This is a genomic window from Azospira sp. I09, from assembly GCF_009177135.1.
GTDB classification, from domain to species: domain Bacteria; phylum Pseudomonadota; class Gammaproteobacteria; order Burkholderiales; family Rhodocyclaceae; genus Azospira; species Azospira oryzae.
This window is the reverse complement of sequence record NZ_AP021844.1, coordinates 46,651-68,307: the sequence shown is the minus strand read 5'-3', so window position 1 is coordinate 68,307 and position 21,657 is coordinate 46,651. Positions and strand designations below refer to the sequence as shown.

Annotated in this window: 18 protein-coding genes; 8 read left to right on the top strand and 10 right to left on the bottom strand. The window is 67.2% G+C overall.

The features are described from left to right. The first annotated feature begins 317 nt into the window (after nucleotides 1-317). Entirely contained in the window at nucleotides 318-1,190 is an 873-nt protein-coding gene (fdhE, locus tag AZSP09_RS00340; protein WP_152088826.1) for a formate dehydrogenase accessory protein FdhE, read from the top strand. 249 nt (nucleotides 1,191-1,439) lie between these two features. Here the strand turns inward: fdhE and AZSP09_RS00335 are convergent, their stop codons facing one another. Then, the gene (locus AZSP09_RS00335) at nucleotides 1,440-1,772 is read right to left on the bottom strand and encodes a YnfA family protein (protein ID WP_197739032.1); all 333 of its coding nucleotides are present in this window, start codon (nucleotides 1,770-1,772) and stop codon (nucleotides 1,440-1,442) included. Next, complete coding sequence (locus AZSP09_RS00330; protein WP_152088825.1) at nucleotides 1,772-2,386, bottom strand: TetR family transcriptional regulator; 615 nt, start codon at nucleotides 2,384-2,386, stop codon at nucleotides 1,772-1,774. The genes AZSP09_RS00335 and AZSP09_RS00330 overlap by 1 nt, the downstream gene beginning before the upstream one ends. Nucleotides 2,387-2,556: 170 nt before the next feature. Here AZSP09_RS00330 and AZSP09_RS00325 point away from each other — a divergent pair, with 170 nt between their 5' ends. The 3 genes from AZSP09_RS00325 to AZSP09_RS00315 are packed head-to-tail and all read left to right on the top strand — an operon-like array spanning nucleotide 2,557 to nucleotide 8,479. Then, the gene (locus AZSP09_RS00325) at nucleotides 2,557-3,816 is read left to right on the top strand and encodes an efflux RND transporter periplasmic adaptor subunit (protein WP_130458095.1); all 1,260 of its coding nucleotides are present in this window, start codon (nucleotides 2,557-2,559) and stop codon (nucleotides 3,814-3,816) included. Nucleotides 3,817-3,845: 29 nt separating this feature from the next. After that, nucleotides 3,846-6,980, top strand: coding sequence for an efflux RND transporter permease subunit (locus AZSP09_RS00320; RefSeq protein WP_152088824.1), 3,135 nt, complete (start codon nucleotides 3,846-3,848; stop codon nucleotides 6,978-6,980). Continuing rightward, entirely contained in the window at nucleotides 6,977-8,479 is a 1,503-nt protein-coding gene (locus AZSP09_RS00315) for an efflux transporter outer membrane subunit (protein ID WP_152088823.1), read from the top strand. Before AZSP09_RS00320 ends, AZSP09_RS00315 begins: the two co-directional genes overlap by 4 nt. A 130-nt stretch (nucleotides 8,480-8,609) precedes the next feature. On the opposite strand, the gene AZSP09_RS00310 is transcribed toward AZSP09_RS00315, so the two are convergent. Both AZSP09_RS00310 and AZSP09_RS00305 read right to left on the bottom strand, forming a co-directional pair. After that, nucleotides 8,610-8,888, bottom strand: coding sequence for a type II toxin-antitoxin system HicA family toxin (locus tag AZSP09_RS00310; RefSeq protein WP_130458093.1), 279 nt, complete (start codon nucleotides 8,886-8,888; stop codon nucleotides 8,610-8,612). Nucleotides 8,889-9,211: 323 nt separating this feature from the next. Further along, the gene (locus tag AZSP09_RS00305) at nucleotides 9,212-10,456 is read right to left on the bottom strand and encodes an HD-GYP domain-containing protein (protein ID WP_014236942.1); all 1,245 of its coding nucleotides are present in this window, start codon (nucleotides 10,454-10,456) and stop codon (nucleotides 9,212-9,214) included. 190 nt (nucleotides 10,457-10,646) lie between these two features. Between AZSP09_RS00305 and AZSP09_RS00300 the strand changes: the two genes are divergently transcribed. Next, the gene (locus tag AZSP09_RS00300; protein ID WP_152090798.1) at nucleotides 10,647-12,323 is read left to right on the top strand and encodes a cache domain-containing sensor histidine kinase; all 1,677 of its coding nucleotides are present in this window, start codon (nucleotides 10,647-10,649) and stop codon (nucleotides 12,321-12,323) included. Further along, on the top strand, nucleotides 12,320-12,682 hold the full coding sequence (locus tag AZSP09_RS00295; RefSeq protein WP_043798013.1) for a response regulator: 363 nt from the start codon (nucleotides 12,320-12,322) through the stop codon (nucleotides 12,680-12,682). The genes AZSP09_RS00300 and AZSP09_RS00295 overlap by 4 nt, the downstream gene beginning before the upstream one ends. Before the next feature lie 39 nt (nucleotides 12,683-12,721). On the opposite strand, the gene AZSP09_RS00290 is transcribed toward AZSP09_RS00295, so the two are convergent. From AZSP09_RS00290 to AZSP09_RS00275, 4 genes are all read right to left on the bottom strand, one after another. Beyond that, a complete protein-coding gene (locus AZSP09_RS00290) occupies nucleotides 12,722-14,668 on the bottom strand; it encodes a hybrid sensor histidine kinase/response regulator (protein WP_152088822.1) in 1,947 nt (648 codons plus the stop codon). A gap of 87 nt (nucleotides 14,669-14,755) precedes the next feature. Beyond that, the gene (locus AZSP09_RS00285; protein WP_152088821.1) at nucleotides 14,756-15,802 is read right to left on the bottom strand and encodes a PAS domain-containing protein; all 1,047 of its coding nucleotides are present in this window, start codon (nucleotides 15,800-15,802) and stop codon (nucleotides 14,756-14,758) included. Between the two features lie 5 nt (nucleotides 15,803-15,807). Continuing rightward, on the bottom strand, nucleotides 15,808-16,971 hold the full coding sequence (locus AZSP09_RS00280; protein ID WP_152088820.1) for an FIST signal transduction protein: 1,164 nt from the start codon (nucleotides 16,969-16,971) through the stop codon (nucleotides 15,808-15,810). A 41-nt stretch (nucleotides 16,972-17,012) separates the two neighbouring features. Next, nucleotides 17,013-18,053: an HD domain-containing phosphohydrolase gene (locus tag AZSP09_RS00275; RefSeq protein WP_152088819.1), complete on the bottom strand. Its 1,041-nt coding sequence runs from the start codon at nucleotides 18,051-18,053 to the stop codon at nucleotides 17,013-17,015. A 191-nt stretch (nucleotides 18,054-18,244) separates the two neighbouring features. Here AZSP09_RS00275 and AZSP09_RS00270 point away from each other — a divergent pair, with 191 nt between their 5' ends. Further along, entirely contained in the window at nucleotides 18,245-18,898 is a 654-nt protein-coding gene (locus tag AZSP09_RS00270) for a response regulator (RefSeq protein WP_014236936.1), read from the top strand. Nucleotides 18,899-18,913: 15 nt separating this feature from the next. Here the strand turns inward: AZSP09_RS00270 and AZSP09_RS00265 are convergent, their stop codons facing one another. Next, nucleotides 18,914-19,312 (bottom strand): Hpt domain-containing protein, encoded by a 399-nt coding sequence (locus tag AZSP09_RS00265; RefSeq protein WP_152088818.1) that lies wholly within the window; start codon nucleotides 19,310-19,312, stop codon nucleotides 18,914-18,916. Nucleotides 19,313-19,636: 324 nt separating this feature from the next. Between AZSP09_RS00265 and AZSP09_RS00260 the strand changes: the two genes are divergently transcribed. Then, nucleotides 19,637-21,286, top strand: coding sequence for a methyl-accepting chemotaxis protein (locus tag AZSP09_RS00260; RefSeq protein WP_152088817.1), 1,650 nt, complete (start codon nucleotides 19,637-19,639; stop codon nucleotides 21,284-21,286). Between the two features lie 13 nt (nucleotides 21,287-21,299). On the opposite strand, the gene AZSP09_RS00255 is transcribed toward AZSP09_RS00260, so the two are convergent. Then, nucleotides 21,300-21,653 (bottom strand): hypothetical protein, encoded by a 354-nt coding sequence (locus tag AZSP09_RS00255; RefSeq protein ID WP_130458086.1) that lies wholly within the window; start codon nucleotides 21,651-21,653, stop codon nucleotides 21,300-21,302. Between the last annotated feature and the right edge of the window lie 4 nt (nucleotides 21,654-21,657).

Genomic DNA, 21,657 nt, shown 5'->3' with positions numbered 1-21,657 from the left:
CGCTTCGCCACAAGGGTTTTGTGCTTTGCAGCAAGCAAAAACGGGACATTCTGTCCCTCGCTGACCGGACAGAATGTCCCGCTGCAGCGCAGCAGAAAGGCCCTACCCCGCCCCCGCAGCGGGGCCGAAAATGGGCCGTCGCCATCGGTACCGGACCCCGCCACGGCCCTGGCGCCGCGCCGTTCCGCCGCCCCGCCATTCGCGCCCGGCGCCGCTTCCGGGCACAATCCCGTGCACGATTCTTGCAACCCTGCGCCGATGGCCCGCCAGCCCGGGCCCAATCCGGCCCTCACCGCCCACTGAAGAGACCCACCCACATGACCCTCTCCGCCCACGACGACACCGCCGCCGCCATGGCCGCCGCCGGCCTGGTGCCCGGCCAGTCCCCCTCCCCCGTGCGCCTGCCCGCCGCCGCCAGCGTCTTCAAGACCCGGGCCGCCCGCCTGCGCCAGCTGGCCGAAGGCCACAGCCTGGGCGACTGGCTCGGTTTCGTCGCCACCCTCAGCGACGCCCAGCAACAACGCATCGACGCCGCCCCCGGCCTGACCCCCGGCGCCTCGCCGGAACAGCAATGGCAGGGCGACCTGCAGGCCCTGCTGGCCCTGCTCCAGGACCAGGTACCCGAACCGGCCCGTCCCACCCTGGCCGCCCTGCAGCAGGCCGACGCCGCCAGCCTCAGCGCCCTGGCCGAGCGCATCGTCGGCGGCACCATGGAAGCGGACGACATGATCCTCGCCCCCTTCGTCATGGCCGCCCTGCAAGTGGCCTGGACCCGCCACGCCGCCGGCCTGGACGCCGCCAGCGTCGCCGCCCCCGCCACCGCCCACAGCTGCCCCGTCTGCGGCAGCGCCCCGGTGGCCGGCGTCATCCACGTCGGCAACGAATCCGGCGGCCTGCGCTACCTGCACTGCGGCCTCTGCCACACCGCCTGGCACCACGTCCGCGCCACCTGTGTCGCCTGCGGCGAAGGCAAGGAAGTCAGCTACCGCGCCCTCGACGAGCGGGAAGACGGCGCCCGGGCCGAAGCCTGCGACACCTGCCGCAACTATCTGAAGCTGCTGCTGGCCGAGAAGGCCCCCGGCCTGGACCCCATCGCCGACGACATGGCCACCCTGGCCCTGGACATCCTGGTGAGCGAGGAAGGCTACCAGCGCATCGGCATCAACCCCTTCCTGCTGCTGGGCGAATAAGCACTCTCTGGCATCTACGAAAGTAGATGGTTCCTTGATTACTTAAGCAAAGGAAAATGGCCGAACTAGTAATCTAAAAGCATCAACATTTTCCCTGCCGGAAAAGGCGCGAGTGATTTATTGACTAACTTCAGAAGGGCAATGGCCATGGCGGACAAGCATCCAGGCGTCCAAGATAACCACCCAATCAAACAGCTAACATGAAAAACGACTGACCCGCCGCTGAGGTCGTATCGTTTTACATAAAGATCAGGCAGAGCGGGGGGCGAACATGATGATGGCCATGCCGGCCAGGGCCACCGTGGCGCCGACTCCGTCCCATAGGGTGGGGCGGATGCCGTCCACCAGCCACAGCCAGAGCAGGGCCACGCCGATGTAGACGCCGCCGTAGGCCGCGTAGGTGCGGCCGGCGGCCTGGGGATGGAGGGTCAGCAGCCAGGCGAACAGGCCCAGGCTGAAGGCCGCCGGCAGCAGCAGCCAGACCGAGCCCCCTTTTTTCAGCCACAGCCAGGGCAGGTAGCAACCGACGATTTCCGCCACGGCGGTGGCGACGAACAGCAGCAGGGTCTGCAGGGCGGGCATCAGGGGCGCCGCAGCAGCAGGTGCTGGCGGATCATGTCCGGCACCTTGAGGCGCAGCAGGTCGCCGGGCTGGCTGGAAAGCCAGTTGTTGAAAAGGCCGGCAGTGAAGGACAGGGTGTCGTAGGCGACCCCCTCCGGGTCCAGGCCGGGACGCAGGTAGCCCTTGTCGGCAGCACGCTGGTAGGAGCGGATGAGCTTGGCGAGGAAGTCCATGCAGGGTTTGTTGACTTCCTGCAGCACCTGCGCAAATTCATCCACATACTCGCAGCGCAGGGTCATAATCTCGAAAACCTGACGGACTTCCGAACGTCCGTCGATGATGCGGAAAAACGCCAGCAGGCTCTGCTCGATGCCGTCGAGGGGATTCGGGAGATCCGGCGAATCCAGGTAGGCATCCACCTCGTCCAGCACCGCCAGGGAATCTTCCCGCATGGCGAAGAACAGTTCCGCCTTGTTCTCGAAATGCCAATAGACGGCGCCCCGGGTTACTCCGGCCACCCGGGCGATCTTTTCCAGGGACGTACGGCTGACGCCACATTCGTGGAATACGCAACGGGCCGCATCGATGATTTCGCGCCGGGTCTGTTCCGCCTCGGCCTTGGTTTTCCTGACCATGCTTCCTTCCTCTGGAACGGCGCCTGGCGCCGCTCCGCGAACCATTGGCCCTGGCTGCACACCAAGTGTTTGCCGGGCCGTTTGATACACAACGTTACAAATAGGTCGATTTACATACAACCTTGATTGTATATAATCATCAGCATAATTCAAAGTCCGGAGCTCCACTCATGTCGTCCACCCAACAATTCCCCGCCCCCCTCCTCCGCCTGCGGCCGGCTGCCGCCGCCCTGGTGCTGGCCCTCGGCCTGGCTGCCTGTTCCGGTGAAAACGCAGCCCCCCAGGGCGGCGCCCCCCAGGCCCTGCCGGTGACCGTGCTGGAAATGCAGCCCCAGAACCTGCCGGCCTCCCTGGAGCTGATGGCCCAGACCGAAGGTGCCAAGGAAACGGAAGTGCGCGCCCGGGTGGGCGGCATCCTGATGAAGCGCCTGTACCAGGAAGGTGCCCTGGTGAAGGCCGGCCAGCCCCTGTTCCAGATCGACCGGGCGCCCTACGAGATCGCCCTGGCCGAAGCCAAGGCCAAGGCCGAGCAGACGGCCCGGGAAGAAGGCCGCCTGAAGGGCCTGCTGGCCCGCCAGGCCGTGAGCCAGAAGGAATACGACGATGCGGCCTCCAACAACGCCATCGCCCAGGCCGCCCTGCGCCAAGCCCAGCTGAACCTGTCCTGGACCACCGTCACCGCCCCCGTTTCCGGCACCTCCGGCCGGGCCGTGAAGTCCGAAGGCAACCTCATCAACACCTCCGACGCCAGCCTGCTCACCTCCGTGTACCAGGCCAATCCGATGTGGGTGCGCTTCGGCCTCTCCGAGTCCGACACCGCCAACCTGCCCGGCGGCCAGCTGAAGGCCGAGATGGTCAGCGGCGTCGAGCTGATCCTTCCCGACGGCAGCGTCTATGACAAGCCGGGCAAGATCAACTTCCTCGCCTCCACCATCGACACCACCCTGGGCACCCAGCAGCTGCGCGCCGAATTCGACAACAGCGACGGCAAGCTGCTGCCCGGCCAGTTCGTGCGTGTGCGCCTGCTCACCGGCAACCGGGAAGGCGTCTTCCTGGTGCCCCAGGCTGCCGTCATGCAGACCGAACAGGCCCGCCTGGTGATGGTGGTGGACGCCGAAAGCAAGGTCGCCCCGCGCCCGGTGCAGACCGCCGAATGGCGCGGCAAGGACTGGGTCATCACCGGCGGCCTCAAGGCCGGCGACAAGGTGATCGTGGACAACCTGATGAAGGCCCGCCCCGGTGCGCCCGTGGCGCCCCACGGTCCCCAGGCTGCACCCGGCGCCCCTGGCGCCGCTCCGGGCACCCCGGCCCAGGGCCAGCCTGCCGCCGCCAAGCCGGCCGATGCCGCCCCCGCCGCCGCGCCTGCCAAGGGCGCCGAGGGTGATGCCGCCAAGACGCCCGCCCAGCCTGCTGCCCAAGGCAAGCAATAAGCTGAGCCAGAAAGGGATTCGAACCCAACATGTCACGCTTTTTCATCAATCGGCCGATCTTCGCATCGGTCATCTCCATCGTCATCGTCATCGCCGGGATCATGGCATCCCGGGTGCTGCCCATTTCCCAGTACCCGGAAATCGCGCCGCCGACGGTGATCATTTCCGCCTCCTACCCCGGCGCCTCCGCCGAAACCCTGGCCAAGACCGTCGCCGCCCCCATCGAGGAGCAGCTCTCCGGCGTTGAAAACCTGATGTATTTCAACTCCACGGCCTCCGCCAACGGCTCCCTCTCCATCACCGCCACCTTCGAGGTCGGCACCGATGTGGACATGGCCACGGTGAACGTGAACAACCGGGTCAAGATCGCCGAGCCGCGCCTGCCGGACGTGGTGCGCCAGTACGGCGTGACCGTGCAGAAGCGTTCCAACGACATCCTGATGGTGGCTGCCATCACCTCGCCGGAAGGCACCCGCACGCCCCTGTACCTGTCCAACTACGCCCTGGTCAATATCCTGGACGACCTGAAGCGCATTCCCGGCGTCGGCGACGCCCAGATCTTCGGTGCCATGGACTACTCCATGCGGCTGTGGCTGCGGCCCGACCGCATGGCCCAGCTGGGGGTGACGACGACAGAAATCTCCAACGCCATCGCCGCCCAGAACAAGCAGAACGCCGCCGGCAAGATCGGCCAGGAGCCGGCCCCCAACGGCCAGCAGCTGGTCTACACGGTGACCGCCAAGGGTCGCCTGACGACGCCGGAGCAGTTCGGCAACATCGTCATCCGCGCCGACGGCCCCAAGGGCGCCCTGTACCTGAAGGACGTGGCCCGGGTCGAGCTGGGCGCGCAGAACTACGATGCTTCCACCGCCCTGCTGGGCAAGCCCGTGGTCGGCGTCGGCATCTTCCTGCAGTCCGGCGCCAACGCCCTGGACGTGGCCAAGAAGGTCAAGCTGCGCATGGACGAACTGAAGCAGAAGTTCCCCAGCGACGTGGATTACGTGGTGCCCTTCGACACCACCAAGTTCGTCCAGGCCTCCATCACCGAAGTGGTGCACACCCTGGTGGAAGCCCTGATCCTGGTGGCCATCGTCGTCTTCGTCTTCCTGCAGAACTGGCGCGCCACGGTGATTCCCCTGGTGGCCGTGCCCGTCTCCCTGATTGGCACCTTCGCCGGCCTGTGGCTGTTCGGCTTCTCCATCAACACCCTGACCCTGTTCGCCATGGTGCTGGCCATCGGTATCGTGGTGGACGATGCCATCGTGGTGCTGGAGAACGTCGAGCGCCTGATGTGGGAAGAGAAGATGGCGCCCAAGGAAGCGGCCATCGAAGCCATGCGCGAAGTTTCCAGCGCCGTGGTGGCCATCGTCCTGGTGCTGTGCGCGGTGTTCATCCCGGTCGCCTTCCTCGGCGGCATCGCCGGCATGCTGTACAAGCAGTTCGCCGTCACCGTGGCCATCTCCGTCACCCTCTCCGGCATCGTCGCCCTGACCCTGACGCCGGCCCTGTGCGCCCTGCTGCTGCAGCCCAAGCATGAAGAGCCGGTCATCTTCCGTCCCTTCAACCGCCTCTTCGAGCGCTTCACCAAGTCCTACACCGACACGGTGAACAAGACCCTGCACCACCGCATCATCGGCACCGTGGCCTGCGTCATCATCCTCGGCGGTTCCATCCTCATGTTCCGCATCGTGCCGGGCGGTTTCGTGCCGGCAGAAGACCAGGGCTACCTGATCAGCGCCCTGATGCTGCCCGACGGCGCCAGCCTGCAGCGCACCCGCGCCACCGGCGAACAGTTCCAGACCATGATCAAGCAGGACGAGGCGGTGGACCGGGTCTTCGTCATCGCCGGCAACGACATCATCGGCGGCGGCATGAAGCCCAATGCCGGCACCGTCTTCATCCCGCTGAAGGACTGGGACGAACGCAAGGCCGGCGCCGACGACCTGGCCAAGAAGTTCATGGGCATGGGCATGATGCTGCCGGACGGCCTCGGCCTGGTGTTCAACCCGCCCGCCATCCGCGGCCTGGGCAACGCCGGCGGCTTCGAAGCCTACATCCAGGCCCGCGGCGACGCCGATCCCCAGAAGCTTTCCGGTGTCGTGCAGCAGTTCATGGAAGGCCTGAAGAAGCGCCAGGAACTGGTGGGCATCAACACCTTCTTCCGCCCCACCTCGCCCCAGCTGAGCGTCGAGGTCAACGAAGCCAAGGCCATCTCCATGGGCATCGCCGTCAGCGACGTGTACCAGACGCTGCAGGCCACCATGGGCACCCTCTACGTCAATGACTTCAACCTCAACGGCCGCACCTACCGGGTGCAGCTCCAGGCCGACGGCCAGTTCCGCTCCAAGCCGGAAGACCTGGGCCGGGTGTACGTGAAGAGCAGCAGCGGTTCCATGGTGCCCGTCTCGGCCCTGATCAAGGTCAAGTCCGTGGTCGGCCCGGAACAGCTGGAGCGCTTCAACGGCTTCCTCTCCGCCAAGGTCATGGGCAGCTCCGTGCCCAAGGTCAGTACCGGCGACGCCATCAAGATCGTCGAGGAAGTGGCCAAGGAAACCCTGCCCGCCGGTTACGAGCTGGAATGGACCGGCCAGGCCTTCCAGGAAAAGCGCACCGGCACCACTTCCGCCGTTGCCTTCGGCTTCGGCATCATCATGGTGTTCCTGATCCTGGCGGCCCAGTACGAGAAGTGGTCCCTGCCCCTGGCGGTGATCCTGGCCGTGCCCTTCGCCCTCTTCGGCGCCCTGGCGGCGGTGATGATCCGCGGCATGCCCAACGACATCTACTTCCAGATCGGCCTGGTGGTGCTGATCGGCCTGGCGGCGAAGAACGCCATCCTGATCGTCGAGTTCGCCGCCCAGAAGCGGGCGGAAGGCCTCGGCGTGCTGGAGGCGGCCCTGGAAGGTGCCCGCCTGCGCTTCCGCCCCATCGTCATGACCTCCCTGGCCTTCATCCTCGGCGTCTTCCCCCTGGTCAAGGCCACCGGGGCCGGCGCCGCGGCGCGCAAGTCCATGGGCACGGGCGTGTTCGGGGGCATGCTGGCCGCCACCTTCATCGCCACCATCTTCATTCCCATGTTCTTCACCTGGCTGTCGGGCCGCCGTGCCAACCTGCCGGAAGGCTCCTACCACCACGTTGCGCACGATAACAAGGAGGAAGGCCAATGAGCCGCCCTGCATCCCACGCCCCCTTCGCCCTGAGCCAGGGCCTGGTCGCCACCCTGACCCTGCTGGCCCTCGCCGGCTGCGCCGTGGGCCCCGACTACAAGCGCCCCGAAGCCACCCTGCCGGAAGCCTACGTGGCCACCGCCGAAGCCGCCCCGGCGGCCCAGGCGCCGGTGGAAAAGGAATGGTGGAAGCTGTTCCAGGACGCCACCCTGAACGACCTGGTGCGCCAGGCCCAGGAGCACAACCACGACCTGCTGCTGGCCGTGGCCCAGGTGGAAGAGGCCGAAGGTGTGGCCCGGGAAGCGGGCGCCGCCTTCTTCCCCCAGATTGATGCCAACGCCAGCGGCGGCCGCAACGAGATCAGCATGAAGACCGATCCCCTGCCGGCGGCCAATACCCAGCGTCTGCGGGACAGCCGCAAGGCCAGCCTCAGCACCTCCTTCGAGATCGACGTGTGGGGCAAGCTGCGCCGCGCCAACGAGGCCGCCCGGGCCCAGCTGCTCTCCAGCCGCTACGCCCGGGACACAGTGGAATTGTCCGTCGCCTCCCTGGTGACCAATGCCTACCTCACCCTGCGCGCCGCCGATGCCGACCTGGCCCTGACCCGGGACACCGTAACTACCCGGGAAAAGGCCCTGGACATCGTCAAGAGCAAGCAGGAAGCCGGCAGCGCCTCACCCCTGGACCTGCACCAGGCCGAAAGCACCCTGGCCACCGCCCAGGCCCAGGCCGCCAGTCTGCGCCGGCAGCGGGCCGTGGCCGAGACCCAGCTGGCCCTACTCACCGGCAAGCCCGACCTGAAGATCGCCGCCGGCGACCTGCGCCAGCTGCCCCTGCCGCCGGTGCCCCCGGCCGGCCTGCCCTCCTCCCTGCTGGAAGCCCGTCCGGACATCCGCCAGGCCGAGGAAACCCTGGTGGCGGCCAACGCCAAGATCGGCGTCGCCAAGGCCGCCCTCTACCCCAGCCTGTCCCTCACCGGCAGCCTGGGCAGCGAGAGCGCCGCCCTCACCAACCTGTTCACCTCCGCCGCCGGCGCCTGGTCCCTGGGCCTGGCCGCCACCATGCCCATCTTCGATTTCGGCCGTAACGCAGCCCGGATCGACCAGGCCACGGCCAAGCAGAAACAGGCCCTGATCAGCTACCAGAAGACGGTGCAGACCGCCTTCAAGGAAGTGAACGACGCCCTGGTGGGACTGCGGGAAAACGGCGAAGGGGAAAGGGCCCAGGAGAAGCGGGTGCAGGCCACCCAGAAGACCCTGGAACTGGCCCAGCTGCGCTACGAGGCAGGCTATTCCGCCTTCCTCGAAGTGCTTGACGCCCAGCGCAGCGCCAACGACGCCCTGCTGGACTACGTCAGCACCCGCCAGGCCCGCCTGAGCTCCGCCGTGGACCTGTTCAAGGCCCTAGGCGGCGGCTGGAAGGACGACTTCAAGGCCGAATCCCTGAAGAACTCCGGCAACGACAAGGCCGCCGCGCCGGTGGCCAAGGCCGGCCAGTAAGGCTCACAACCCCCGAGGCCGGCCCCCCGCCGGCTTCTTCAGCCCCTCCCGCATGCGCCGGAGGGGCTTTTTTTTGACGGATACGGAACAGCGTCCCGTGGCGCCGCACGGCGCGACCGGGCCCTGCGTCTCAGTCCGGCCCCTTTTCGTAGGCGGAAAGAGAAACGCCGGCGTGCCCCAGGAATTCCCGCAGCTGCTTGATGTCGGTCTTGGAGCAGGTGGAGCTGTTGTGGGGATGGTGGAAGAAGCCTTCCACCTTGTTCAGCACCACCCGGTAGCGGGCGCCGTGGGTCGGCTCGACGGCGGCCCCCAGATGATGCAGCAGGGATTCGACCTCACGCCAGTGGATGTTGGCGCTCAAGGGGTCCTGGAAAATACTGCGCAGCAGATTGGCGTGCTTGTGGCTCATGGCAGTACTCCGCAAGGGAAGATCACCGCCCAATTCTACGCGCCGCACCGGGCCAAGCTAGCCGTCTTTGCGAGCGCCAAAGAAAAAGCCCATGCAAGCATCGCATGGGCTTTCCGTTGCTGCCTCCCTGGCCCTTCAGGCTCGGGAATACGGCTTTTCGCCGTCGTTGGTGTTACCCGGTAATCTCAAAAGACATGCCTATCTGCAACGGTCATAGGGTCTCCTTGAAACACGGCGACTGCCAACTGCCATCGTGGGTGCCGCCAGCCACGACACAATTCCAGACTAGCACAGCCGCCACCGAATGCCTACGGGCAAATACCTTACGGCGCCCCTTCGACGTAGTAGTCGATGCGGCCCCGGGGCGCCAGATACTCCACCACTTCCAGGGGCATGTTGGCCGGGTTGAGGGTGCTCTCCACGTTCAACTCGGCTTCCTTGAGGTCGAGCATGAGGGCCTCGTGACGGGGAATATCGGCGTCGTAGAGCATCACCAGGGGTTGCAGCAGGCGGTTGGGATTGCTTTCCACCACCAGGCCCACGGCACCGTTGGAGAGGGTGACGAAGGTGCCGGGGGGATAGACCCCCAGCACCTTAACGAAGCGCTGCAGCAGATCCGGATCGAAGGCCCCGCTTTCCTTCTTGAAGAGATGGCCCAGGGCCTCCGCCGGCGTTTTGGCGCTCTGGATGTCGAAGGGGTTGCACAGGTTGTCGTAGCGATTGGCCAGGGCAGCGATGCGGGCCAGGCGGGGAATCTTGTCGCCGGCCAGGCGGTTGGGGAAACCGTTGCCGTCCCAGCGCTCATGGTGGCAGGCGATGATGTTGCGGGCCGGCACGGCCATGCCCTTGGCCCCGGCCACGGCCTTGATGCCGTAGCCCACGTGGGCCCGGTAGTATTCCTCTTCCGGCGGGGTGCGGGTGGTGGCGCGCAGGATGCGGGGCGGAATCTCGGTCTTGCCGGCGTCGTGCAGCAGGGCGCCCACCCCCAGGTATTTCATCTCCTCCGCCGACAGCTCCGCCGCCTTGCCCAGCAGCAGGGACAGCACCATGACGTTGATGGAGTGGAAGGCCAGGCCGGCCTCCCGCACCTTCTGGCTCATCAGCTGGATGACCACGCTCTCCGAGCCCATCAGGCCATCGACGATGCGGCTGGCCAGCTTCTGGGCTTCGGCGTGGGCCTCCGCCGGCTGGGGGCCGAGGGTCTTGAGGATTTCCGAGGCGGCGCTGATTTCCTGATCGTATTCCCGCTCGCGCCGGGCCAGGCGTTCCCGCTGGCGCCGCACCCGCTCCATGCGCAGCTTCTTCTCGTCGAGCATGCCGGCCAGGGCCGCCGCACCGAAATCCACCTCTTCCGGCGCGGCGCTGCGGGCCACTTCGGGCAGGGGCACGGTGGTGCTGCGCTGGGGATCCCAGGGTACGTCCTCCAGGCCCATTTCCTTCAGGACCTGGATCTGCTTCTCGCTGGAGATGCGGAATTCGTTGAGCAAAAAGGGATGGCGCACCCAGCCCACATGGGACAGGGAGATGAAGAGGCCGGGCTGGAGCCGGTTGATGCTGACACGCTGCATGGCTATCGGTGAGTGAGGGCTGGCGGCATTGTAGACCACGTAAGGGCTGGCGGCACGAGGAGAAATGCCCTTTTTCAGGGAGATTCCCAGGGGGCCGACCTAGGGTTTCACCCGGGACCGTATTTTGTCCGTTTCAATATACTGGAATCCGTTATCCGGATACCCACGTCATCCCTTGAAGCTGACACCGATGCCCGACCTGTCCCGCCCACCCGCCAGCAATCCCCACTCCGCCTCGGCCCAGGGGCGACGCCTGGTGTGGACCTTCGCCCTGGCCCTGCTGGTGCTCAACTGGTGCGCCATCACCTTCAAGATCCACAACGAGGAAAGCCTGGAAATCGCCTCCATCAACCAGGACAACCTGAACCTGGCCCGGGCCCTGGAAGAGCACACCCTGCGCACCCTGAAGAGCGTGGATCAGGCGGTGATGTTCCTCAAGTACCAGTACGAGCGGCATCCGGAGAAGGTGGACATCGCCGCCTACGTGCGGGACGGGATGATCTTCTCCAACCTCTTCAACCAGCTGGGCATCATCGACGAGCACGGCCAGTACATCCTCTCCAACCTGCCCAACCACAAGGTGCTGGACCTCTCGGACCGGGAGCACTTCCGCGTGCACATCGCCCGCGACACGGGCCAGCTCTTCGTCAGCAAGCCGGTGCTGGGGCGGGCCTCGGGCAAATGGTCGCTGCAGCTGACCCGCCGCATCAACAAGCCGGACGGCAGTTTCGGCGGCGTCGTGGTGGTCTCCCTGGACCCCCTCTACTTCACCCAGCTCTATGCCGACGTTAACCTGGGCCCCCACAGCGTCATCACCCTGCTGGGGCTGGACGGCATCGTCCGCGCCCGCAAGTCGGGCAAGGATGAACAGGTGGGCCAGAGCCTGGCCAACAGCCCCATCCTGACGGCAGCCAGCAAGGAGGCCAGCGGCACCCTGGAACTCACCAGCAGCATTGACAAGATCGACCGCTTCTTCGCCTACCGGGTCCTTTTCGACTATCCCCTGATGGTGATCGTCGGCAGCGACCGCAACGAGGCCCTGGCCGAAACCCGGCACCGGGCCTGGAGCTACCTGGCCTTCGGCGGCCTCGTCACCCTCATCGTGCTGGCCTTTTCCTGGGGCATCGGCCTGCTGCTGGCGCGCCTGGAACAGAGCCGGGCCAAGGCGGAAGAGGCCAACCGGCTCAAGTCCGAGTTCCTCGCCTCCATGTCCCACGAACTGCGCACGCCCCTCAACGGCATCATCGGCTATGCCGAACTGCTGCAGGAAAGCACCGACGACCAGGATCTGCGGGAATACGCCGGCACCATCCACAGCAGCGGCAGCCACCTGCTGGAACTGGTCAATTCCATCCTCGACCTGGCCAAGATCGAAGCCGGTCGCTTCGAACTGGCGCCGACCCTGGAGCCGCTCCAGCCCCTGTTGCAGCGGGTGGTGCAGGCCCACCAGCCCCAGGCCGACGGCAAGGGCCTGGCCCTGAACCTGGAAATCGACCGGGACGTGCCCCGGCAGCTGCTGTGCGACCACCTGCGCCTGACCCAGGTGCTCAACAATCTGGTGCACAATGGGGTGAAATTCACCGATCGGGGTACAGTGGACGTGAGCGTGCGCAGGGATGGCAAGCGCATCCGCTTTGCCGTGCGCGACAGCGGCCCCGGCATCGCCCCGGCGGATCAGGAGACGATCTTCGACAAGTTCCGCCAGGGCGAAAGCTTCGCCACCCGGCGCCAGGGCGGCAGCGGCCTGGGCCTGGCCCTGTCGCGCCAGCTGGTGGAACTGATGGGCGGACGCCTGACGCTACAATCCGAACCGGGCCGGGGCAGCGAGTTCTACTTCACGCTGCCCATCGGCGAGAAGGAGGAATGATGAAAGTGCTGGTGGTAGACGACCACAAGGTCAATCGCATGTTGCCCCGCGCCATCCTCAGCAAGCTGGGGATCGAGGTGCTGGAAGCGGACTCCGGCGAGGCGGCCCTGGAATGCCTGGCCCGGACGCCGGAGGTGGATCATGTGCTGCTCGACGTGAGCATGCCCGGCATGACCGGCATCGAGGTCTGCCAGCGCCTGCGGGAGGAGGAAAGGACCCGGGGCCTGCACATCATCGCCTACACCGCCCACGCCTTTGCCAGCGAGAAGAACCAGATCATGGAAGCGGGTTTCGACGACCTGCTGATCAAGCCCATCAACCGGGAAGGCCTGTTGCAGGCTCTGGGCATGGCCCAGTAGGCTTCCGCCGCTCCAACTCCCGCGGCAGCAGCGCCGCCCCTAGCGGTCGAACTGCTGCAAGCCCTGCAGCAACGCCTCCAGCGCCAGCCGCAGTTCGGCCAGATGGGCCGGCTGCACCGCTTGATGAGGCGCCAGGCGCTCCACCTCGGCCGCCTGCTGCACCAGCGGCGAAGGGCCAAAATTGGCCGCCGCACCGCGCAGGGAATGGGCCACCCGCCCCAGGCGCTCCCAGTCAGCCGCGGCCAGAGCCTCCTCCATCGCGGCCATTTCCAGCCGCGCCAATCCGGGAAAGACGTCGCCGATGATCTGCAGCACGTCCCTGTCGGCCCCTTCCAGCATCCTGCCGTAGTCGAAGCCCCCCTCTTCCTGCCCGGGCCGGGCCAGACCCGCCAGCACTTCCTGCAGGTCCTTCTGCTGCAGGGGCTTCAGCAGGTAGCCGTCCATGCCGGCCGCCAGCCCCCGTTGCCGGTCCTCCCGCCGCGCCGCCGCCGACAGGGCGTAGATGCGCAGAGGCGTCAGGCCCCTGGCCTGTTCGTCGGCCCGGATCAGGCGGGTCGCCTGTTCGCCCCCCATCTCCGGCATCTGCATGTCCATCAGCACCAGGTCGAAGCGCCGGCGGGCCGCTGCCGCCACCGCCTCCCCGCCGTGGCGGGCCAGGGTCACCCGGTGGCCCATGCGTTCCAGCATGTTGCGCATGAGCTGCTGGTTGACCGGGTGGTCTTCCGCCAGCAACACCTCCAGGCCTGCCGGCGGCGTGCCGGCAGCCTCCGCCACCGTGGCGGGGACCCCGGCCACGGCGGGCTCCAGCAATGCCTGCAGGCTGCGCCACAGCTCGTCGGCCAGGGCCGGCTTGCCGAGGTAATGTCCCACGCCCAAAGCCTTGCAACGGGCGATCTCCTGGCGCATGCGGCTGGGGCTGAGCAGCATCAGCAGCGGCACCCGGCCGGGACTCCGGGCCAGGTGCCCGAGCAGGTCCCCAGCGTCGCCGTCGGCCGGACGGGAATCGGCCACCACGCCGTCCCACTGCCCCTGTTCCAGCAAGGCCAGCCCTTCGGCACCGCTGGCCGCAGCCACCACCGTCGCCCCCCAGGACGCCAGCAGCCCCTGCAGGCGACAACGCTGGCGGGCATTGGCCACCACCAGCAGCAGGGCCGGCTTGCCGGACAGGCGGCGTTCCGGTTCTGGCGCGGCCGCCCCGTCCGTCGGCAGCTGCAGGGTGAAATGAAAGGCGCTGCCCTGGCCGGGCACGCTGTCCACCCAGATGCGCCCCCCCATCAGTTCGCACAGGCGGCTGCAGATGGTCAGCCCCAGGCCCGTGCCGCCGAAGCGCCGGGTGGTGGAACTGTCTTCCTGGGCGAAGGCCTCGAAGATGTGCTCCTGCTTTTCCGGGGCAATGCCGATGCCCGTGTCGCTGACGCAAAAGTGCAGTACCTGCCCCGCCGCCCCGGGTTCAGCCAGTTCCACCGCCACCTCGATCTCGCCCCGCTCAGTGAACTTGATGGCGTTGCCCAGCAGATTGAGCAGGATCTGGCGCAGGCGCCCCGGATCGCCGAGCAATCGCCGCGGCACCCCGGGACCGCGCCGGGCCAGCAGTTCCAGGCCCTTCTGGTCGGCCCGCACCGCCACCGTGCGCAGGGCATCGGCGCAGACCTTCTCCAGGTCGAAGGGAATCTGTTCCACATCCAGCCGCCCGGCCTCGATCTTGGAGAAGTCCAGGATGTCGTCGATGATCGACAGCAGGGCGTTGGCGGACATCTGTACCGCTTCCAGATAGTCCCGCTGTTCCTCGGTCAGCTCCGTATCCAGGGCCAGCTCGGTCATGCCGATGACCCCGTTCATGGGGGTGCGGATTTCGTGGCTCATGTTGGCCAGGAAGTCGCTCTTGGCCCGGTTGGCATTCTCGGCCGCCTCCTTCGCCCGCAGGATTTCCGCCTCCCAGCGCTTGCGCTCGGAGATATCCATGATGGTGCCCACCAGGCCGCGCACGCTGCCGTCCGGCCGGGTCAGGGCCGCCTTGTTGTAGAGGGTGTCGTAGCGGGCACCGGCAGGGGTGATGAGCTCGATTTCGTAGCTCTACCGCCCGCCCCGGGCAAACACCTCCTCATCCCGGGCCACGTGCTGCTCGGCCAGTTCCGGCGGCAGCAGGTCCCGCACGTGGCGGCCGATCCAGAGGCTTGGCTCGATGCCGAAGAAATCGGCGAAGGCCCTGTTGAAGCCCTGGTAACGGCCCTGGGTATCCTTGAAATAGAGGGGAACCGGCAGGGTATCGAGCACCTGGCGGGAAAAGTGCAGTTGCTCGTCCAGACGCGCCTCGGCCAGTTTGCGCGCCGTGATGTCGGTGCGGATGGCGATGTACTGGTAGGGCACGCCCAGGTCGTCGAAGAAGGGCACCACGGTGGCGCTGACCCAGTACAGGCGGCCGTCCTTGCTGCGGTTGCAGACCTCGCCCTGCCACACCCGGCCATGGACGATGGTGTCCCACATCTCCTGGTAGAAGGCGGGGGGATGGATGCCGGACTTGACCACCCGGTGGTTGCGCCCCACCAGCTCCTCCCGGGAATAGCCGCTGATTTCGCAGAAGCGGTCGTTGGCCTCGATGATAAAGCCTTCCACGTCGGTGACGCTGACGATGGCGTGCTGGTCCAGGGCGAACTTCTGCTGCTCCAGGCTGGAATGGGCCTGGTGCAGGCGGATGCGGCTCGACTCCCGCTCCCGCACCAGGGTGTCCATCAGCTGGGAGAGGGATTCCAGGCTGGCATCCTCCGGGCTCAGGGCCGGCAGGCCCATCTGGCCGAGGAGGCGGTTGGCGGTTTCCCGCAGGGAGGCGATGGATTGCTCCCGTGCCACCAGCTCCTGCTCCTGGCGGGCATAGGCCCGGTTCAGATCCTCCGACGACAGTTCCAGGCTGCGGGTGCGCAGGGCCTGGTCCCGCTCCGCCTGGGCATAGGCCTCCCCCACCCGGCGCAGGAAGGCGGGCAGGCCCGCCAGGGCCACCGCCACATCCGGCGCGATGTCCTCCCGGGCCGCCAGGTGCAGCAGCTTGTCGCACAGGGGTTGCAGCTCCGCCTCGCCCGCCACCCCGAGGGAGCCTTTCAACTGGCGCAGCAGCAGGCGGTGCATGGCCCTCAGACCTCGGTCAGCAGGGTGATGGTCATGGTCTGGTTGTGCAGGCGGCAGGAATCGGGGCCAACGGCGCCGGGGGCCGCATTGAAGGGGCTGATCTCGCCGTAGGAATAGAAGCCGGTGAGGGTGCAGTTGCGGCCGAAGACATCGGCCACCGCTTCCACCTCCTCGTCCACCCGGCCGCCCAGCACCAATTTGCGTCCGACGCAGCTGACCAGGATCGCCAGGGCCTCCCCGGGCACCATGGCCCGGGCCATTTCCGCCGCCCGCTGGGCCCCGTCCACCAGGGCATTGGGATTGGCGTGCATGAGCTTGAGGTAGCCGTCCGGATCGATTTCGCCGGCCAGGATGAGGCTGCCGGAGGCTTCATCCACCCCCAGGATGGTGCGGATCAGGCCGACGCTGGAGCGGTCCTTGTCGGCCATGGAAAAGGGGAAGAGCAGGCCCGAGGCCGGCAGGTCCCGGGCGTATTCGCCCAGGTAGCGCTTGTAGATGTCGAGGGCCGGCTCCCCGTCCAGTTCGTAGAGCACGTTGTTCTCGCAGCGGGTGACCTTGCGCGCCGGGCCGAAGGGCTCCCAGCCGCCGAAGGAGCCGTGGCCCACCCGCAGGGCCTGGCCGTAGAGCCCCACCGCCACCACCCGGTGCTCGGCCACGCCCTGGGAGGACAGCACCCAGGTGCGGGAAAAGGCGCCACCATCGCCGGCCAGGCCGCCGCTGACGGCCACGCCGGGCGGCAGTTGGCGGCTCATGCCGGCCACCAGGGCGCTGCCGTTGATGGCCACGCCCTGGGCAAAGACCAGCACCGCCCGCAGCCCCTCTCCCGGCAACTGGGCCGCTAGGCGCTCGCCGGCGGCACCGGAATCGGCCATGCAGGCCAGCTCCGTGGTCACTTCCCGCACCGTGGTGGCGTCGAAATGGACAGCGGTGACGACGATGCTGCCTTCGCACACTTCCTCGCCGACGATCTCGCCAGCAGTGCTGCAACCGATGCGCAGGGCACCGGGAAAGGCCTCGGCCAGGAGAGCGGTGAAAGCGCCATCGGCCAGACGTTCGGCGGCAAAGAACACCAGCAGCAGCTGGGGCTCGATGGCCTGCAGGGGCGCCAGGGCGGCCAGGATGTGGGCCGGCTCCCGGGCCACGGGAAGGTGGATCTGAAGAACGCGCATGACTGATTCCTCCTCTGTTCTTTTCTTGTCTTCTCTCGATGCTACTGGTCCTGGAAGCGCTCCCGGATTACCAGCATTTCATCCCACGCCGCCAGGAAGGCTTCGACGCAGCGGGGGTCGAAATGTCTGCCGGCATTCTGCTCCAGGTATTCCCGGGCCTGGGCCAGGGGCCAGGCCTGCTTGTAGGGACGGGGCGACGTCAGGGCGTCGAAGACGTCCGCCACCGCCACGATGCGCCCCAGGAGCGGAATGGCCTCGCCCTTGAGGCCCTGGGGATAGCCGCTGCCGTCCCACTTCTCGTGATGGGCCCGGGCGATTTCCGCCGCCACGGCCAGGACCGGGGAACGGGCTTGGCGCAGTATCTCGTAACCCTGCTCGGCATGCTGCTGCATGATCATGAATTCGGCCGGGGTCAGGCGCCCGGGCTTGAGCAGGATCAGGTCCGGCGTCCCCACCTTGCCCACGTCGTGCATGGGCGCTGCTTCCAGCAGCATCTCCAGCTCCGCCGGCGCCAGCCCCAGCTGGCGGCCGATGAGCACCGAATAGTGGGCCATGCGCAGGATGTGGGCGCCCGTCTCCGGGTCCCGGTATTCGGCGGCCTTGGCCAGGCAGACGATGGTCTCCCGCTCCCGCTCCAGAAGGCCGGCGGTGGCCTTGGCCACCTCCTCGGCCAGCCAGGCCGCCCGGTCCGCCAGCTGCCGCTGGCTGCGGCGCAGGGCACACATGTTGCGTACCCGGGCGAGGAACTCGTCCTTGTCCACCGGCTTGTTGAGAAAATCGGAGGCGCCCTGCTCCAGGGCCCGGTTGCGCACGTCCCGCAGGTTGTTGGCGGTGACCATGATCAGCGGCACCTCGGCCATGCCTGGCAGCTGGCGGAAGTGACGGATGAACTCCAGGCCGTCCGGCGCCGGCATCATGTAATCGACCACCACCACGTCCGCCTGCCCCTGTTCGCACCAGGCCAGGGCCTCGCTGGAGGAAAGGAAGCCGTGGACCCGCACCCCCTCGATCCGTTCGGCGAGGACGCGGAACAGGGTCAGGTTGATTTCGGAATCGTCGATGACGATCAGATTCAGTTGCACGGCGCGACCTTCCTGGCTACGTTGGCGATGGCAGATGCGCCCATTATGGAACCGGCCCCCCGGGCCGATTGTGCATAACTTCCTGCCGGGCTGCCGCGGCCTGTGGGAACATGCCGGGCACCTGACAGGATGCTACACTTGGCCATCAGGTTCCCATCCCTCCAACGGCCCCCATCCGATTGCCAGCCCCTATGACGGACACAACGCCTGCCATCCGCCTGCTGCTCGCCGACGACCAACTGCTGGTGCGTGCCGGCATCCGCTCCCTGATCCAGACCCTGCCCGAATACGTGGTGGTGGCCGAATGCGCCGACGGCCTGGAAGCCCTGGAACGGACCCAGGCCCTGAAACCCGACGTGGCGGTACTGGACATCGACATGCCGAACCTGTCGGGCATCGAGGCCATGCGCCAGATCCGCACGGTATCGCCGGAAACCAAGCTGATGGTGCTCTCCGGCATCGACCGCCGCGAGGTGGTGGAGGCGGCCCTGGAAGCGGGGTGCCACGGCTACCTGCTCAAGGATTTCGTCCTCGCCGAGCTGCAGCTGGCCCTGGACAAGGTGATGGACGGCAGCTGCTACCTGTCGCCGAAGATCCAGCAGCAACTGCTGGACGCCATGCGCACGGACCGCCGCGAAATGCTGCCGCCGCCTCAGCTGACGCCGCGCCAGGAGCAGATCCTGCGGCTGGTAGCCCTGGGCCGCACCACCAAGGAAATCGCCCGGGAACTGAGCATCAGCCCCAAGACCGTGGAATTCCACCGGGCCCAACTGATGGAGCGCCTCGGCGTGCGGGATGTGGCGGGCATGACCCGCTATGCGATGCAGCACGGCATGGTCTCCTGAAAGCGCGGCCGCCCCTCAGTCGTCCCCGGCTGCCAGGGTGCGGTTGAAGGCGGTCATTTCCGCCGCCACCTGCTGCAATTCCTCCCGCCACAGGGCGCTTTCATCCACCCCGGCCGGCACCGCCCCGGCCAGCAGCAGGGCCTCGATCTCCCGCGCCCGCGCCACGATGCGCCCGGTGGCGAAAATGGCGCAAACCCCCTTGATGCGATGCACCGTGCGGTGCAACGGCTCCGACATACCGGACTCGGCCGACTCGGCCAGGGCCTGGTCCAGCTCGCCCAGCAGCTGGGGGAAGTTGTCAAGGAAGGTCTGCACCAGATCCCGCACGCTGTCCCGGTCGCCGTTGAGCATGCGCAACAGCCCTTCCGGATCGCAGGCTGGCGAGGAAGACGGGGGGGCAACGGAATCGGTCATGGCATGGGCTCCAGCAAGGGGGGTGCGCTCGGAATTTTACGGCAACGGCATCAGGGCGACGGCAGGCCGCTCCGGCCCTGCCGGAAACAGGCGTCATCCGACCGGGATGGCAACGATGCCCTCATCTCATCCGCAACGCTCCTGCGACAAGTTCGTGCAGTTTTGCCAAAGATGAATAGCAGGGGAACTGGGGTATCACCTAGGGCCTAACCGGGGCGTTACCCGAGCTGGCACGCGCCTTTTCCGCTGGCATCCTCCACCGCATCGACAAGATCCCCGCCACGGGGACGCCGTCCTGCAGTCCCACCGGAGGAGACTACCATCGTGTTTGCCAATCTGCGCCTGAAGAGCCGGATGTTCATCCTGATTGCCCTGGCGGTATTCGGCATGGGCACCATCACCATCCTCGGAGCCCTGGGCGTCAGCCGGGACCTCCACGAGGGCCACCAACAGACCGTCAGGGCCGCCGTGGAAGCGGCCTACAACATCATCGCCGGCTACCAGGCCCTGGAGAAGGCCGGCAAGATGAGCCGCAGCGAGGCCCAGAAGGCCGCCGCCGAAAGCGTGCGCATGGCCCGCTACGGCGGCGCCGACGGGCGCTCCGAGTATTTCCACATCTGGACCCCGGAAGGGGTGACGGTGATGCACCCGATCCGCCCCGAATGGGAAGGCAAGGACGTCACTGGCGAGGTCCGGGACGTCAAGGGCCGGCCGACCCTGCGCATCATCATCGACGGCGCCATCAAGCAGCCGGACGGCGCCTTTGTCGAGACCCTCTTCCCCCACCCCGGCCAGCCGGCGGAGAAGGCGGTGGACAAGCTGCAGTACGTGAAGCTGTTCGCCCCCTGGGGCTGGGTGGTCGGCAGCGGCATCTACCTGGACGACGTGCAGGCCGAAGTGCGCCAGCGGACCCTCGAGGATTCCCTGATGGCGCTGGTGCTGCTCGCCCTGGTCGCCGCCGGCACCTACCTGGTGGGCCGCAGCGTGCTGCAGCAGGTGGGGGGGGAACCGGGTGTGGCCATCGACCTCATGCGCCAGGCGGCCGACGGCGACCTGACGGTCCGGGTCGAGACGGCGCCGGCCGGGTCCATGCTGGCTTCCTTCAGCCACATGGTGGCCTCCCTGCGCCAGGTGGTGAAGGAGATCGGCAGCAATTCGAGCCAGCTGACCCACAACGCCGAGCGCATCAGCACCGCCGCCCGGGAAGTATCCCTGGCCGGGGAACAGCAGTCCGACGCCACGTCCGCCATGGCCGCCGCCATCGAGGAGCTGACCGTGAGCATCAATCACATTTCCGACAACAGTCGGGATACGGAACGCAATTCCAGCGAATCGGCCCAGCTGGCGGCCGAGGGGGAAACCCGGGTGGCCAATGCGAGCGGCGCCATCAAGGCCATCGCCGGCACCGTCAGCGACGCCTCGGGCCGCATCCGGGACCTGGAAACCCAGACCCGGGAAGTCTCCGGCATCGCTTCGGTGATCAGCGCCATCGCCGCCCAGACCAACCTGCTGGCCCTCAACGCCGCCATCGAGGCGGCCCGGGCCGGGGAACAGGGCCGGGGCTTCGCCGTGGTGGCCGACGAAGTGCGGCAGCTGGCGGAACGGACGGCCAAGGCCACGGTGGAGATCGAACAGATGATCAGCCACATCCAGACCGACACGGACATGGTGGTGCAGGCCATGGGGGCGGCCCTGCCCCAGGTGGAGAGCGGCGTCGCCCTGGCCGAGGAGGCGGCCCAGTCCCTGCGCCAGATCCGCGAAGGGTCGGAACTGACCCTGCACCGGGTGCGCGACGTGGCCGAGGCCACCATGGAACAGAGCAGCGCCAGCACCAGCATTGCCCAGCGGGTGGAGCAGGTCGCCCAGATGGTGGAGGAAACCAGCGCCGCCATGAAGAACACGGTGGAAACGGCGGAGGCGGTGGAGCAGATCGCCAGCCGCCTCGACGCCCTGGTGCAGCGCTTCCGCACCTAGGGCGGCAACTGCCTCAGGCCGGCGGCTGGCCGCCCGCCCGGTTGCCCTGGCCCGACTCGGCCCAGAGGGCCCGGGCGAAGGCCTTCCAGGCCGGCCCGCCGTGGGTCAGCACGCCCTCTTCGGCGCTTTCCTGCATGGTGCGCAACATCAGGGCGGCAAAGGCGAACAGCTCGGCCTTGGCCTGTTCCTGGTGGTTGCAGCAGGCAGCTGCCGCCCGGCTGGCATCCCGGGCATGGTCCAGGGCCTCCCGGGCCAGCAGGCGCACCTGGGTCTCGTTGTTCCAGTCGATGCCGAGGACGATGCCGCGGCGGACGATTTCCGTCTCCAGCTCGTTGGCATCGCTCTGAAAGTTTTCAAAACCGCTCATTTCC

Bases quoted from the DNA above. Each gene is read 5' to 3' on its own strand.
- AZSP09_RS00270 (WP_014236936.1), top strand. From the start codon at position 18,245: ATGACGGACACAACGCCTGCCATCCGCCTGCTGCTCGCCGACGACCAA.
- AZSP09_RS00310 (WP_130458093.1), bottom strand. From the start codon at position 8,888: ATGAGCCACAAGCACGCCAATCTGCTGCGCAGTATTTTCCAGGACCCC.
- fdhE (WP_152088826.1), top strand. From the start codon at position 318: ATGACCCTCTCCGCCCACGACGACACCGCCGCCGCCATGGCCGCCGCC.
- AZSP09_RS00305 (WP_014236942.1), bottom strand. From the start codon at position 10,456: ATGCAGCGTGTCAGCATCAACCGGCTCCAGCCCGGCCTCTTCATCTCC.
- AZSP09_RS00295 (WP_043798013.1), top strand. From the start codon at position 12,320: ATGATGAAAGTGCTGGTGGTAGACGACCACAAGGTCAATCGCATGTTG.
- AZSP09_RS00335 (WP_197739032.1), bottom strand. From the start codon at position 1,772: ATGCCCGCCCTGCAGACCCTGCTGCTGTTCGTCGCCACCGCCGTGGCG.
- AZSP09_RS00320 (WP_152088824.1), top strand. From the start codon at position 3,846: ATGTCACGCTTTTTCATCAATCGGCCGATCTTCGCATCGGTCATCTCC.
- AZSP09_RS00255 (WP_130458086.1), bottom strand. From the start codon at position 21,653: ATGAGCGGTTTTGAAAACTTTCAGAGCGATGCCAACGAGCTGGAGACG.
- AZSP09_RS00330 (WP_152088825.1), bottom strand. From the start codon at position 2,386: ATGGTCAGGAAAACCAAGGCCGAGGCGGAACAGACCCGGCGCGAAATC.
- AZSP09_RS00300 (WP_152090798.1), top strand. From the start codon at position 10,647: ATGCCCGACCTGTCCCGCCCACCCGCCAGCAATCCCCACTCCGCCTCG.
- AZSP09_RS00325 (WP_130458095.1), top strand. From the start codon at position 2,557: ATGTCGTCCACCCAACAATTCCCCGCCCCCCTCCTCCGCCTGCGGCCG.
- AZSP09_RS00280 (WP_152088820.1), bottom strand. From the start codon at position 16,971: ATGCGCGTTCTTCAGATCCACCTTCCCGTGGCCCGGGAGCCGGCCCAC.
- AZSP09_RS00265 (WP_152088818.1), bottom strand. From the start codon at position 19,312: ATGACCGATTCCGTTGCCCCCCCGTCTTCCTCGCCAGCCTGCGATCCG.
- AZSP09_RS00315 (WP_152088823.1), top strand. From the start codon at position 6,977: ATGAGCCGCCCTGCATCCCACGCCCCCTTCGCCCTGAGCCAGGGCCTG.
- AZSP09_RS00285 (WP_152088821.1), bottom strand. From the start codon at position 15,802: ATGCACCGCCTGCTGCTGCGCCAGTTGAAAGGCTCCCTCGGGGTGGCG.